Origin of the sequence: Rhizobium gallicum bv. gallicum R602sp (assembly GCF_000816845.1) — a bacterium.
Classification (GTDB): domain Bacteria; phylum Pseudomonadota; class Alphaproteobacteria; order Rhizobiales; family Rhizobiaceae; genus Rhizobium; species Rhizobium gallicum.
Genome location: NZ_CP006880.1, coordinates 746,469 through 760,881 on the forward strand (window position 1 = coordinate 746,469; position 14,413 = coordinate 760,881).

The following is a 14,413-nucleotide window of genomic DNA, read 5'->3' on the forward strand; positions in this document are numbered from 1 at the left end:
CGCCCGCCGAGCGAGGACTATTGCGCCAGCCACTTGTTGAAGCGTTCGGTCAACTCCTCGTCATGGTCGGCCCAGAATTCTGCCGAAACCACGAACGCGTTCTTGGTGTTTTCAGGCGCGGTCGGAAGGTCGGGCAGGATGTCGGCGGGAACCTTGGCGATCGCCGCCTTCAGCGTCGGGCCATAGGAGATGTACTGCGACTGCCGGGCCATGACGTCCGGGGTCATCGTATAGGCGATGAATTTGTCGGCGGCCTCCTTGTGCGGCGATCCCTTCGGCTCGGCCCAAAGGTTGAAGTCCATCCCTTGGCCATCCCACACGATCTTGAAAGTCTTGCCGCTGTTTTTGACGGCGTCGTAGATGCGTCCGTTCCACGCCGTGGTCATCAGCACTTCGCCGTCGGCCAGAAGCTGCGGCGGTTGGGCGCCGGCCGTCCACCAGACCTTGACATCCTTCTTGATCGTATCGAGTTTCTTGAAGGCACGATCGACGCCTTCGGGCGAGCCCAGGACGTCATAGACCTTGGCCGGCGCGACGCCATCGGCGATCAGTGCGAATTCCAGCGTCGTCTTCGGCGCCTTGCGCAACGCCCGCGGACCGGGGAATTTTTTTGTGTCGAACAGATCGGCCATCGTCGTCGGCCCGCCATTCGGAAATTTTGACGCATCGTAGGCATAGATCGTGCCGAAAACGATTGTGGCAGCCGCACAGTCCATGGCCGCGCCATCGATGAAGGCCTCCTTGCCGCCGAGCTCGGAATAGTCGATCTCTTCCAGCCATCCTTCGTCGCAACCCTGCAGCGCATGTCCTGGTTCGACATCAACGACATCCCAGGTGACCTGGCCGGTTTCCACCATGCCCTTCAATTTCGCGGTGGATCCATCCCACTCGTCCTGCAGGATCTTGACGCCGGTCTCCTTCGAGTAGGGACCAAAGAAGGCTTTCTCCTGGCTTTTGGTATATGCGCCTCCCCACGACGTTACCGTGATCGTATCCCCAGCAAGTGCGGGTGCGCTCATGGCGAGACAAAGAATGGAGGTCTGAAGCAGTATCGAGATGCGGTTCATATTTGTTCCCCTGTTTTGGTTGAATGCAGTTTAGGCTTTTCGCTGTCACGATAGAGCCAGCGCCCGGCAGTCGTCCGGCGCCCAGCCGATGACGATGTTGTCCCCGGAGGCCCGAAACGTGTCCGCCAATGCGGCAGGCACCTTTATGCGGACGTCTTCGCAGCCGCAGGCCTGGACGCGCAGCCGCAGGTGATCGCCGTGGTAGATCAGTTCGACGATCTTGGCCGTGAAGCGGTTGGGAGTTTCGGCAGGAGACGACAGCGTGATGCGCTCCGGGCGCAGCACCAAGGTCGTGCGCGTCCCCTGTTTCAGCCCGTCACCGGCAAGAGCCGAGATGATGGAGCCGTCCGCGGTCCTGATCCGGCAGGTCTTTCCGACAAGCTCGACCACTTCGCCCGCGATGGCATTGTTTTCCCCGATGAAGGTTGCGACGAACGGGTTTGCCGGCGCTTCATAAAGGGCGTGCGGCGAGGCGATCTGCTGCAGCGTGCCGTCATCGAAGACGCCGACGCGATCAGACATGGTCAGTGCCTCGCTCTGGTCGTGCGTCACATAGACGACATTGATGCCAAGACGGCCATGCAGGTGCTTGATCTCGAGCTGCATGTGTTCGCGCAATTGCTTATCGAGAGCGCCGAGCGGCTCGTCCATCAGTATCAGTTGCGGCTCAAACACCAGCGCACGGGCCAATGCAATGCGCTGCTGTTGGCCACCGGAAAGCTGGTTCGGCCGGCGCGTTTGGAAACTTTCCATGCGCACCATGTCGAGTGCGCGGCGCACGCGTTCGGCTGTTTGCGCCTTGCCGAGCCGCCGCATCTTGAGTGGAAATGCCACGTTTTCGCCAACGGTCATATGCGGGAAAAGCGCATAGTTCTGAAAGACCACGCCAATGTTTCGGCGGTGCGGCGGTACGCTGTCGATGCGGTGACCGGCGAGCGTGATGGTGCCATGGGTTGGAGCCTCGAAGCCGGCAAGCATCATCAGTGTCGTGGTTTTGCCCGAGCCTGACGGGCCAAGCAAAGTGAGAAATTCACCCTTTGCGACACTGAGGTCTAGCCCGCGCACGACGTAGTTTTTGCCGTCATAGGATTTGCGGACGCCTTCAAAGGCGATGAAAGGCTCATTCATGAAAATCCTCCGGTCACCGGTCGGGTTCTTTGCCTTTTGTCTCGGTGTGCGATTGATATTGTCTCGGTGTAGTCAGCCTTGTCAAGCGAGACAAATAATTTTGTATGGCGATCAATTGCCCCCTCGAAACTTATAGAAAAAAATGATACGGAGCAGATAGATAAGGGAAAGCAACGAGAACGAGTGCGTTTTCCGCTATACCAGCGGATCGGCATTCGAAAGCAGATGCGGAAATTTGTATGCCGAGAGAAATGCAGGAGAGCCACACAAAGAGCGGGGTGCTGAAGCGACCGACCCGCCGGCCCGCCTATCTCGAGCTTGCCGGCGAGATTGAGGCAAAGATCCGTTCAGGCGAGCTTTCGCCCGGAAGCCAGTTGCCGCCGCAACGGGATCTGGCAAAGGAGCGTTCGGTCAATGTCTCGACTGTCACCAAAGCCTATCGCGAGCTGCAGAACCTCAATCTTGTCGTGGGAAGTACGCGCCGCGGGACGATTGTGATGAGGGAAGTTGCGATGCCGCGCGTCGATCGCGCGACACCGCCCAGCGGCCTCATTGACCTTACCGTCAACCGTCCGGCCGTCGATGATTTCCAAAAACGCCTTGCCGAAACACTCCCCACGCTTGCGGCCGATTCGCGCTTCCAGGAAATGCAGGAGTACCAGCCGCCAGAAGGAGCTGCCTGGGCACGCGCCGCCGGCCGGCGCTGGATCGGGCTCAACGGCTTTGAACCGTCCGCCGCCGATATCGTCGTCACCAGCGGTGCCCAGCACGCCCTCCTGGCAGCCCTCAGCAGCCTGATCGAGCCTGGCGACGTGGTCGTCTCGGATCGGCTCACCTATTATGGCCTGAAGGCGCTTGCGCAGATGTTTCGCTTTCGCATCGTTGGCATCGGCAGCGATGATGAGGGCATGTCGGCAAGCGAGCTCGAGGATATCTGCCGTCGGGAAACTGTCCGGGCGGTGTTCGCCGTTCCTTCGATGCACAATCCGAGTGTCGTGACGATGAGCGAGGCGCGGCGCCGCGAATTGGTCGCCGTGGCCGAACGTCACGACGTGGTGATCATCGAGGACGACGTCTATGGACCGATGCTCGGTACCCGAGTTCCGACGCTCGCCACGCTTGCGCCGAAAAGGACCTACCATATTTCGGCCCTCTCAAAGGCCTTGGCGCCGGGCCTGCGCGTCGGCTATCTGACCTGCCCGCCGGGGCTTGCACAGGTGACTGCCGAAGCAGTGCGCACAACGGCCTGGATGCCAGCGCCGTTGCCGCTCCTCATCGCAAGCCGGTGGCTGGAGGATGGCACCGCCCAGGCCATTTTGAAGGCCCAGCTTTCCGAACTTCGAGCGCGCCACACGCTTGTTACCACTATTCTGGCGGGCCACTCCTTTGCAGCGGATCCCCGCTGCATGTTTGTCTGGCTGCGATTGCCAGCACCCTGGCGGGCGGAAGATTTCGCCGCCAACCTGCGTGCTCACGGCGTCGCGGTCATGCCGGCTGCCGCCTTTGCCTGTGATCGGCAGCCGGTCGAGCATGCCGTCCGTGTCAACATTGGATGTGCCGCCTCGCGCGAAGAATTGACGACGGCGCTGCGGATCATCGCTTCGATACTCGCCGACCGTCCCCGGGCGTTGATCGGCCATGTCTGAGCAATCGGGCGTGGCAAATCTGGAAATCGCGCCGCTGCCGGAGACGGAGCGGCGACATGTTCTCGTGATCGGTGCCGGTTTGGTGGGCCTTGCTTCGGCGCTCTGGCTGCAAAAGGCAGGGCATCGCGTCACCGTCATTGACCGCGAGCCACCGCTCGCCGGCGCATCCTACAAGCAAGCCTGTTCATACGGGAATGCTTGCACGATCGCGCCTCACAGCGTCATGCCCGTCGCAACGCCCGGCATTGCATGGCGGGTGCCAGGGATGCTTGCAAACCCGCTTGGCCCACTTGCAATCGTCTGGCGCTACCTGCCGCACCTGGCACCTTGGTTGCGTGCGTTTGTGGCATCGAGCAGCAAGGATGAAGTCGAACGGATCGCCACAGTGCTCTCCGGCCTTCTTATGCAGGCCGATGCCGGCTGGCGGCCGCTTGTCCACGAAGCCGGCGCAAAGGCGCTAGAGCGGCGCCATGGATGTCTTTATCTCTATAAGACAGAGGCGCAGTTTCAGGCGGCTGAGCCTGAAATGCTCTTCCGCGAGCGTCACGGTGTTGCCCTGGAGCGGCTGGATCCCGCGGCAATCCGCGATCTCGAACCCAACCTTGCACCATTATATTGTCGCGGCGTCTTGTTCCGCGATGCCTATACGTTTTCGAGCCCGAAGCTGCTGGCCTTCGCGCTTGCCGTGGTCATCGGCGAGCGCGGCGGCACGTTTGTCGACGGCGACGCCAGCGGGCTGGAGATGACAGAAGCAGGCGTCCGTCTCCGCGCCGGTGATGAAAAACTCGCTGCCGATCACGCCGTGGTGGCGGCAGGTGCGTGGTCAGGCACGCTTGCGAGCCAGATCGGCGACAGGGTCCTGATCGACACTGAAAGAGGCTATCATGTGCTCTTCCCGTCGGCCGGCTGTCTCTTGATGCGCCCCGTCTGTTATCCGGAACACGGATTCTACATGACGCCGATGGCAGATGGCCTGCGCGCTGCCGGCACGGTGGAACTCGGCGGCCTCTCCGCCCCGTCCAATGCCGGCCGCACGGCCATGATCCGCAGGGGCGTCGAAGCGCTTTTGCCTGGTGCGGGAGAGGGCACCTCAGAATGGCTTGGCTTTCGTCCATCGATGCCGGATTCGCTGCCGGTCATCGGCAACTCGCCGACATCACCGAACGTGACCTACGCCTTTGGGCACGGCCATCTCGGGTTGACGCTGGCTGGCATCACGGGGCGGCTCGTGGCAGATCTCGTCTCAAAGCGGAAACCGTCGATCGATCTGACACCTTTCCGTTCCCAGCGCTTTAGCCATTTCGGCGCAAGTCGATGACAGGCGGCTGCGCTCAGGACTGGAAATCGGGGCGCTTAGGTATACTTCCATGATCTTGCCTAAACGGATGCGTGGCTGATCGGCGCGGCCCCGGACGGCGCTGTCTTATACGCGCTGCGATGGCGGCAGTATCGACTACAAAAAGCGGCTTCCCGGACCCTCTAGGACAGGCGGCCACAGCGGGCACCACAATCGCCAGATCGTTCATCCGGTCAGCGAGCTCCGGTGCCCAACCCGGTGTCGTGTCCGGAAATGATGGTCGATTGCGCCAACAAAAAAAAGGAACAAGCACGGCGGCCTTGCAGTTAATGCTGAAAAGGTTAGGGACTCACGATGAACACCCGCCCGCAATTCGTGTCGCGAAGCTCGCAACTTCCGCCGCAGATCTACTACGTGCATCCCCTGATGTTGAAGGGTTTGGCGGCGTGGAGCGAGGTCTTTGCGCATGCGAGAGACCTTGGTTTTGACACGGTCCTGACGGCTCCACTTTTCGAACGCCGTCCTAACAGCAGTGTCTTTGTCACGAAAGGCTTCGATCGCCTCGATCCGGCATTGGGGCTTGGCAGTTCTGTCACCGAGGCCGTCGGAGCCTTGGTCCAGGCCGCAACAGACAACAAGCTCAAGATCATGCTCGACCTGGCCATTGATCGGGTGGCGGTCGACGAGGCTTCAGGTTCAACCGTCGCCGATCCGCGCGTGCCGCCGCACAAAGCCGGTAGCCGGCGCATCGATCTGACACGCGATCCTGGCTATCTCGACGACTGGCTCGCTCGGATGAGGCTGCTTACCGACCTCGGAATTGCAGGCTTTCGCTGCCTCGGCATCGCAAGCCTGTCGCCGGAAGCCTGGTCCAACATCATCCTGTCGACCCGCAAGTCTGCGCCTGAAACAACCTTTCTTGCCTGGACGCCGGGCAGCGACTTCGAAGTCCGCAAAGCCCTGCAGGGTACCGGTTTTGATGGCAGCTTCTCCTCGCTGGCATGGTGGGACCTCGAGGAACGTTGGATCATGGAGGAATACCAGATCCAGCGGCAGATCGGTTATCAGATCACCTTTCCGGAACCGCCGTTCGGCAAGCGCGTCGCCCACGGCACCGACAGCTGGGAGGTCTTACAGCGCAAGGCCGTCCGAGCATTGCGGTTGTCTTCCACATTTGCCAGCGGCCTGATGATCCCCATGGGCTTCGAGTATGGTGCTGCCGCACCGCTTGATTCGATGCACGGGGACGGGACCGGCCTGCGCGGCCTTCGCGAACGGGGCGCCTTCGACCTTTCCGGCGATATCCGCGCCGTCAACGCCTGGACGAACAAGACGGCTGCCGGCTTCGCGCGTCGGCCGCTCAAGCTCATCTCAACCAGCCAAACGCCGGCCGTTGCACTGATGCAGACGGATCAGGAGGATATGCCAAGCTCACAGAAAGTGCGTATCGTCGTCCTCAATCGTGACCTGCGGCGCAGCGTCGGCGCTCCGTTCAACCTAGTGCGGGAGGCCGCGTCCTCATTCCTGCCGCTGAGCAACCCGCAGGCCGACGATGAGATCCTTGACGCCCAACTGAAGTTGAAACCGGGTGAGCTTCGCGTCTTCGAGGGATTGTCGTCCGTTCCCATCATTGAGGCATTTGCTGTCCCCGCCGCCAGCGAGGCCGCGGCGTCTGCAAGATTGGCAATCGAAAAAATCACGCCGGCGGTCGACGAGGGCCGTTTCGTGGTCAAACGCGTTGTCGGCGAAACGATAAAGGTTGAAGCCGATATTTTTGGAGATGGCCACGACCCTCTGTCGGCGGCGCTTCTTTGGCGCCCGGCCGACCAGAGCGGGTGGAACGAAGTCCGCATGGAGCTCGTCGAAAATGACCGCTGGCGTGCGGAATTCGTGACAAAGCGCCTTGGGCGGCACGAGTTCGTCGTGGAAGCATGGCGCAACCCATTCCAGATCTACCGCTATGAACTGGTCAAGAAGCACGAGGCACGTCTCGATCTCAGGCTGGAAATCCAGGAGGGCATCAACCTCGTGCTGGACGCGCTCGATCACGCCGACGGCCAGATCAAGAGCCGACTGAAAGCCTTGTTCGACGAACTGACGGACACGCAGGATGCACGGCGCACCGAAATCCTGCTCGCCACAGAAACCGCCGAGCTGATGGCCGCGGCAGATAGGCGTCCTTACCGGCTCCGATCTCAAGTCATCCCGCTCGATGCCGAGCGTTCGGCTGCCGCCTTCGCAAGCTGGTACCAGATATTCCCGCGCTCCCAGAGCGGCGATGCGGTCCGACACGGCACATTCGATGATGTTATCAAGCGGTTGCCGGCCATTCGTGCAATGGGCTTCGACGTGCTCTACTTTCCGCCTGTTCACCCCATCGGTACAACAAATCGCAAGGGTAAGAACAACAGCCTGCGTGCAGAACCAGGCGATCCCGGCAGTCCCTACGCGATTGGCTCGCAGGCGGGCGGCCATGACGCAATTCACCCCGAACTCGGCAGCTTCGAGGACTTCCGGCGGTTGGTCGATGCCGCCAGGCACGAGGGCCTGGAGATAGCCCTTGACCTTGCAATTCAAGCTTCCCCCGATCATCCGTGGCTGAAACAGCACCCGGGCTGGTTCGACTGGCGACCGGACGGGACCATACGTTATGCGGAAAATCCTCCCAAGAAATACGAGGACATCGTCAATGTCGACTTCTACGCCGGTGAGGCAGTCCCGTCATTGTGGATTGCGCTGCGCGACATTGTTCAAAAGTGGGTCGACAACGGCGTGAAGCTGTTCCGGGTCGATAATCCGCATACCAAGCCCTTCCCGTTCTGGGAGTGGCTGATTGCTGATATCCGATCCCGGCACCCGGAGGTCGTATTCCTCTCGGAAGCCTTCACGAAACCCAAGGTGATGTACCGGCTCGCCAAGGTCGGCTTCTCGCAGTCCTACACCTATTTCACCTGGCGCAACGCCAAGTGGGAATTGGAACAGTACATGCGTGAGATAACGACGGAAGAACCCAAGGAATTCTTCCGTCCGCACTTCTTCGTCAATACGCACGACATCAACCCTGACTTTCTGCAAAATGCGCCTCGTCCGGCTTATCTCATCCGTGCGGCGCTCGCAGCGACACTGTCGGGACTATGGGGTGTCTATAACGGTTTTGAACTTTGCGAGGGTCGCCCGGACGCCAAGCGCAAGGAATATGCCGACTCAGAAAAATACGAGATTCGGGTGTGGGACTACGATCGACCGGGCAACATCAAGTCCGAAATCACGATGCTCAACCGCATCCGCAAGGAAAACCCGGCTCTGCATTCCCACCATGGCCTGCAGCTTCTCACAGCCTGGAACGACAACATCATGTTCTACGAAAAGGTGAGCCCCGGGCGCGAGAACGCCCTGCTGATCGCCGTCAATCTCGATCCGCATAATGCCCACGAGGCAGATGTGGAAATTCCGCTCTGGTCATGGAACCTCCCGGACCATGCCGCACTCGATCTCGAAGATCTGATCGACGGGCACAAATTCACCTGGACCGGCAAGGTTCAGCGCCTTCGGCTCGATCCGCACGCCGGGCTGCCGTTTTCGATCTGGCGTGTGAGATAAGGGAGAAAAAGCAAAATGGATGTTGCAACTACAAGCCGCAGTCAGGCGCAGACCGAGACGCACTCAAGCACGCAAGATTCCGATCCGCTCTGGTACAAGGACGCGGTTATTTACCAGCTTCACATCAAGTCGTTTTTCGACGCCAATGGAGACGGCATCGGCGACTTCGAGGGGCTGCATGAGAAGCTCGATCACATCGCTTCGCTCGGTGCCAATGTCATATGGCTTTTACCGTTCTTCCCGTCCCCGCGCCGCGACGATGGATACGATATCGCCGACTACACCAATGTCAGTTCTGATTACGGCACCATGGAGGAGTTCGAGGCCTTCGTGGAAGCCGCACATCAACGTGGGCTGCGAGTCGTTATCGAGCTTGTCATCAACCACACCTCCGATCAGCATCCGTGGTTCCAGCGGGCGCGCCATGCGCCTCCCGACTCGCCAGAGCGCGACTTCTACGTCTGGTCGGACACGGATCAGAAATTCCCGGAAACCCGGATCATCTTTCTTGACACTGAAAAGTCCAACTGGACCTGGGATCCTGTCGCCGGCGCCTATTATTGGCACCGGTTCTATTCCCACCAGCCGGACCTCAATTTCGATAATCCGATCGTGCTGAAAGAGCTTCTAAGCGTGATGCGCTTGTGGCTGGAAACCGGAATCGATGGTTTCCGACTGGACGCAATCCCCTATCTGGTCGAGCGCGAGGGGACAATCAACGAGAATCTGCCAGAGACGCATGGAATCCTGAAGAAGATCCGTGCAGCACTCGATTCCACTCACCCTGGCAAAATGCTGCTTGCCGAGGCCAATCAATGGCCAGAGGATACCCGCGATTATTTCGGCAACGGCGATGAATGCCACATGGCATTCCACTTCCCCCTGATGCCGCGCATGTATATGGCAATTGCCAAGGAAGATCGGTTTCCGATCACTGATATTATGCGTCAGACGCCCGAAATTCCGGAGAGTTGCCAATGGGCGATCTTCCTGAGAAATCATGACGAGCTGACACTCGAGATGGTCACCGACGACGAACGGGACTATCTTTGGAATATCTACGCCGCCGATCGGCGCGCGCGCATCAACCTCGGAATCAGGCGACGTCTTGCGCCGCTGATGGAGCGCGACCGCCGCCGCGTCGAGCTGATGAACGCGCTTCTGCTTTCGATGCCCGGTACTCCCGTGATTTACTACGGCGACGAGATAGGCATGGGCGACAATATCTATCTAGGCGACCGCGATGGCGTGCGAACGCCGATGCAATGGTCCCCGGACCGCAATGGCGGTTTCTCCAAGGCAAACCCCGCGCGCCTCGTTCTGCCGCCCATCATGGATCCGCTTTACGGCTACGAAGCGGTTAATGTTGAAGCACAGGGGGCCGATGCCCATTCGTTGCTCAACTGGACACGGCATATGCTGGCCTTGCGCAACAAACATACTGCATTTGGGCGCGGTTCCTTGCGGTTCCTGTCGCCCGGCAACAGGAAAATCCTTGCTTATCTTAGGGAATACCAAGGCGAAACGATCCTTTGCGTCGCCAACCTGTCGCGCCTGCCGCAAGCCGTCGAGCTGGATCTTGCCAATTTTGCCGGTTACATCCCGATTGAGCTGACGGGCATGTCTCCTTTCCCGCCGATCGGTCAACTCACTTATCTGCTCACGCTGCCCCCTTATGGTTTCTTTTGGTTCCAGCTCAGCCAGGAGACTGATGGCCCCGCATGGCGCGCCGAGCCTCCCGAGCAGATGCAGGACATGGTGACCATGGTCGTGCGTCGCGACCTGCAGGAACTGCTCGATGAGCCCCGGCTTTCAGGTACGCTTTCGAGCGAGGTGCTGCCGGCCTATCTCGGCAAGCGGCGCTGGTTCGCTGCCAAGGGCGAGAGGTTAAGGCGTGCGTCCCTGATTTCCGCCATGCCGTTTCCATTCGCCGGCAACATCTTGTTTGCAGAACTGGAAGCGGAGCTGGAAGCTCGCAATGAGACATACCTGCTGCCGCTTGCCGTATCGTGGGATGACAGCCAGCCCAGTGCGCTTGCCCAGCAGCTTGCCCTTGCCCGTCTCCGTCAGGGCCGTCGCGTCGGCTTCCTGACTGACGGATTTGCGATGGAAGGTCTTGCACGCGGCGTCATACGGGGCCTCTGTGACCGTGCCGTCATTGCCGGTCGCGCTGGCAAGCTCGAGTTTGTAGGGACTGCCCAGCTCGACTGCATGAGCGTCGATGATGACATACAAGTGCACTGGCTCTCTGCCGAGCAATCCAACAGCTCGCTGATCGTCGGCGATATGGCGATGGTAAAACTCATCCGCCATATATTCCCCGGTGTCCATCCGGAAGTGGAGATGACGCGCCGGCTGACAAGCGTCGGATATGCCAATACCGCGCACCTGCTCGGCGAAGTCGTTCATATCACACCCGATGGCAGCCGATTCACGCTGATTATCGTTCAAAGAGCCATTCGCAATCAGGGCGATGCGTGGAACTGGATGCTGGCCAATCTGCGTCGCTCGACCGACGAGGTCGTGGTGACCGGCGTCGACGGCAAGACGGCCGACGAGCATTTCAAGCCGCTCGTCGAGTTCGCTGCGACCGTTGGCAAACGGCTCGGCGAGTTGCATGCGGCCTTGGCGCGGCCAACCGAAGACGAAGCCTTCAAGCCCGTCCGCATCACCGATGAGGACGCCGTTCGCTGGGCAAACGCTGTAAGGGAGCAAATTCGCGGCAGCCTCGACATGCTTAAGGCAAACGGCGACAGTCTTGCGCCGGCGCTGGCGCAACAGATCGCCTTTCTCGTCCAGCAGCGCGAGGATCTCTTGAATGCTGTTGACGATCTCGCCAGGGCTGCGGTCGGCACGCTGATGATCCGAAATCACGGCGATTTCCACCTCGGCCAGGTCCTGGTTGCGGAGGGGGATGCCTACATCATCGATTTTGAGGGCGAGCCCGCACGCGATCTTGCCGAACGCCGCGCAAAGACCAATCCCCTGCGAGATGTCGCGGGCCTCTTGAGGTCGTTCAACTATTTGGCGGCATCCGCCGATCTTGACCTGGAGCGGGTAAGCGAAGTGGAAGACCAAAGACACAGCGCACTCGTTAGGCGCTTCATCGACTTGGCCGAGCAGGCGTTCCTCGGTGCTTATTTCAAAGTGATTGAAGACGTGCGCGAACTCAACATTCCGACCAATTCGCGCAGTCGCATCCTCGATCTGTTCCTGCTCGAGAAAGCCGCTTACGAGATCACCTATGAAGCGCGCAACCGACCCAACTGGCTGGCGCTGCCGCTTGGCGGTTTCTCGGCCATCGCCTCGAGACTGCTGGAGAAAGTCGCATGAGATACGAGCGCACAGACTTGATGATCGGCACTGTCCAGGAGGGCCTTCAGGCTCTCGTCGAAGGCCGCCACGGTGCCCCATTCTCGATCCTCGGACGCCATCAGTATGGCGATTTCACCGTCGTAAGAGCCTTGTTGCCCGGGGCATCATCAGTCGACGTGGTCGAGGCTGACACCGGCCGCGTGCTGACGAGACTGGAGACGATTCACGAAGGTGGCCTGTTTGCCGGGGCAATCGGCAGCACGACGAATTACCTCTTTCGCATCAACTGGCCGGATTCCGTACAGGAGACGGAGGACCCTTATTCTTTTGGAATGCTGCTCGGTGAGCTTGACCTGCATCTAGTTTCTCAGGGCACCCACTATGATCTCGGCCGCACGCTCGGGGCCATTCCGATGGAGATCGATGGCATACAGGGCGTGCGATTTTGTCTGTGGGCACCCAATGCTCGTCGGGTTTCCGTGGTTGGCGACTTTAACAGTTGGGATGGTCGCCGGCATCCGATGCGACTGCGTCCTTCAGCCGGCGTATGGGAAATCTTCATCCCGCGCCTGACGCATGGAGAACGCTACAAGTTCGAACTCATTGATGCCAACGGCAATCTCCTGCCGCAAAAGGCCGACCCGGTCGCCCGTGCCAGCGAAGCTGCACCCTCTACAGCTTCGATCGTCGCGCCCTCAAAACCCTTCCGCTGGAGCGATGAAGACTGGATGCGTACTCACCGCGCCGAGCGCGCACTCGAAGGCGCAATTTCAGTTTACGAGGTGCATCTTGGCTCCTGGCTTCGGATTGCCGAGGAGGCAAACCGGCCCCTCGACTGGGTCGAATTCAGCCAGAGGCTGGTTCCCTATGTCCAAGATCTCGGCTTTACGCATATCGAACTGTTGCCGATCATGGAACATCCGTTCGGCGGCTCCTGGGGCTACCAGCCACTTGGCCTTTTCGCCCCGACCGGCCGTTACGGCCTTCCTGATGACTTCGCCTATTTTGTCGACCGCTGCCATGCTGCCGGCATTGGCGTCATTCTCGATTGGGTGCCGGCGCATTTTCCAACCGATGTATGGGGGCTTGCCCGCTTCGATGGCACCGCGCTTTACGAGCACGAAGACCCGCGCGAAGGCTTCCACAAGGACTGGAACACTCTGATCTACAATCTCGGGCGCAACGAGGTTAAAGGGTTTCTGATCGCCAGTGCCCTTGAATGGCTGGAGCACTATCACGTCGACGGTCTGCGCGTCGATGCGGTCGCCTCAATGCTTTACCGCGACTACAGCCGCAACGAGGGCGAATGGATCCCCAACGCATATGGCGGACGCGAGAATCTTGAAGCGGTGGAATTTTTCAAGCACCTGAATAGCATCATCCATCATCGGTGCCCGCATGCCTTTACAGCAGCCGAAGAGTCGACCGCCTGGCCAGGGGTCACGACGCGGCCCGAGGACGGTGGCCTCGGCTTTGATTTCAAGTGGAACATGGGCTGGATGCACGACACCCTGCATTACATGCAGGAAGATCCAGTCCACCGCAAATACCATCATGCGGCGATGACGTTCGGCATGATCTATGCCTATTCCGAACATTTCATGCTGCCGCTTTCCCATGACGAGGTTGTGCACGGCAAGGGTTCGCTTTTTGCAAAGATGCCCGGCGATCACTGGCAGCGGCTTGCTAACCTGCGCGCCTATTACGGCTTCATGTGGGGGCATCCAGGCAAGAAACTTATTTTCATGGGTTGCGAGCTTGCCCAGGAGAGTGAATGGAACCACGATGGTTCCGTTCATTGGGACCTGCTCGACGATCCCGCTCATGCAGGTATTCAGCGGCTGATCCGTGACCTCAACAGGCTTTATGCGCAAGAGCCGGCGATCCAGTTCAGCGACCTTCATGCCGCTGGCTTCGAATGGGCGGTCGCAGACGACGCGGAAAACTCCGTCTACGGCATGCTTCGCAGTTCGCCCGACCGCTCGTCGCTGATGCTGGTTATGTCCAATCTCACCCCTGTTCCGCGGTACGGTTACCGGGTCGGTGTGCCCACGGAGGGCCGCTGGCAGGCGGTACTCAATACCGACGCGGCGATCTACGGGGGGGCCAATCTTGGCCAGACTGAGGTCTGGGCCGAACGCCAGCCAAGTAACGGCAAGGAGTATTCCGTCCTTCTGACACTGCCGCCGCTCGCAACGGTCTTCCTAAGGCACAAGGATTAGCGCTCTTCCATCTGCGCTGGGGGTGGTGCCGGACGACCAGACGTCCGGCACCTGGTCATGCTTTCTGGGAATACTGCGGCGAGGCTGGATGATCAGCGCGATGGTCTGCGGCGCTTTTGTCAGACAAGCAGCGGCCAG

Annotated in this window: 7 protein-coding genes; 5 read left to right on the forward strand and 2 right to left on the reverse strand. The window is 59.9% G+C overall.

The window, feature by feature from the left end; all coding sequences use genetic code 11:
* Nucleotides 1-17 precede the first annotated feature (17 nt).
* A complete protein-coding gene (locus tag RGR602_RS26785; RefSeq protein WP_407692070.1) occupies nt 18-1,019 on the reverse strand; it encodes an ABC transporter substrate-binding protein in 1,002 nt (333 codons plus the stop codon).
* A gap of 93 nt (nt 1,020-1,112) precedes the next feature.
* Nucleotides 1,113-2,195 (reverse strand): ABC transporter ATP-binding protein, encoded by a 1,083-nt coding sequence (locus tag RGR602_RS26790; RefSeq protein ID WP_040115049.1) that lies wholly within the window; start codon nt 2,193-2,195, stop codon nt 1,113-1,115.
* A 239-nt stretch (nt 2,196-2,434) separates the two neighbouring features.
* On the opposite strand from RGR602_RS26790, the gene RGR602_RS26795 reads away from it, so the two are divergent.
* From RGR602_RS26795 to glgB, 5 genes are all read left to right on the forward strand, one after another.
* The gene (locus RGR602_RS26795; RefSeq protein WP_040115050.1) at nt 2,435-3,841 is read left to right on the forward strand and encodes an aminotransferase-like domain-containing protein; all 1,407 of its coding nucleotides are present in this window, start codon (nt 2,435-2,437) and stop codon (nt 3,839-3,841) included.
* Nucleotides 3,834-5,159 carry an NAD(P)/FAD-dependent oxidoreductase gene (locus tag RGR602_RS26800; protein WP_170250202.1) on the forward strand — a complete coding sequence of 442 codons (1,326 nt, stop codon included), beginning with the start codon at nt 3,834-3,836 and terminating at the stop codon, nt 5,157-5,159. Before RGR602_RS26795 ends, RGR602_RS26800 begins: the two co-directional genes overlap by 8 nt.
* A 333-nt stretch (nt 5,160-5,492) precedes the next feature.
* Complete coding sequence (locus RGR602_RS26805; RefSeq protein WP_040115051.1) at nt 5,493-8,738, forward strand: maltotransferase domain-containing protein; 3,246 nt, start codon at nt 5,493-5,495, stop codon at nt 8,736-8,738.
* 15 nt (nt 8,739-8,753) lie between these two features.
* Complete coding sequence (treS, locus tag RGR602_RS26810; protein ID WP_040115052.1) at nt 8,754-12,071, forward strand: maltose alpha-D-glucosyltransferase; 3,318 nt, start codon at nt 8,754-8,756, stop codon at nt 12,069-12,071.
* Nucleotides 12,068-14,275 carry a 1,4-alpha-glucan branching protein GlgB gene (glgB, locus tag RGR602_RS26815; protein ID WP_040115053.1) on the forward strand — a complete coding sequence of 736 codons (2,208 nt, stop codon included), beginning with the start codon at nt 12,068-12,070 and terminating at the stop codon, nt 14,273-14,275. The genes treS and glgB overlap by 4 nt, the downstream gene beginning before the upstream one ends.
* Nucleotides 14,276-14,413: the final 138 nt, after the last annotated feature.

What these genes read in the sequence shown, in the direction of transcription:
- RGR602_RS26795 (WP_040115050.1), top strand. Translation starts at nt 2,435, where the DNA reads ATGCCGAGAGAAATGCAGGAGAGCCACACAAAGAGCGGGGTGCTGAAG.
- RGR602_RS26785 (WP_407692070.1), bottom strand. Translation starts at nt 1,019, where the DNA reads ATGAGCGCACCCGCACTTGCTGGGGATACGATCACGGTAACGTCGTGG.
- RGR602_RS26800 (WP_170250202.1), top strand. Translation starts at nt 3,834, where the DNA reads ATGTCTGAGCAATCGGGCGTGGCAAATCTGGAAATCGCGCCGCTGCCG.
- RGR602_RS26790 (WP_040115049.1), bottom strand. Translation starts at nt 2,195, where the DNA reads ATGAATGAGCCTTTCATCGCCTTTGAAGGCGTCCGCAAATCCTATGAC.
- treS (WP_040115052.1), top strand. Translation starts at nt 8,754, where the DNA reads ATGGATGTTGCAACTACAAGCCGCAGTCAGGCGCAGACCGAGACGCAC.
- RGR602_RS26805 (WP_040115051.1), top strand. Translation starts at nt 5,493, where the DNA reads ATGAACACCCGCCCGCAATTCGTGTCGCGAAGCTCGCAACTTCCGCCG.
- glgB (WP_040115053.1), top strand. Translation starts at nt 12,068, where the DNA reads ATGAGATACGAGCGCACAGACTTGATGATCGGCACTGTCCAGGAGGGC.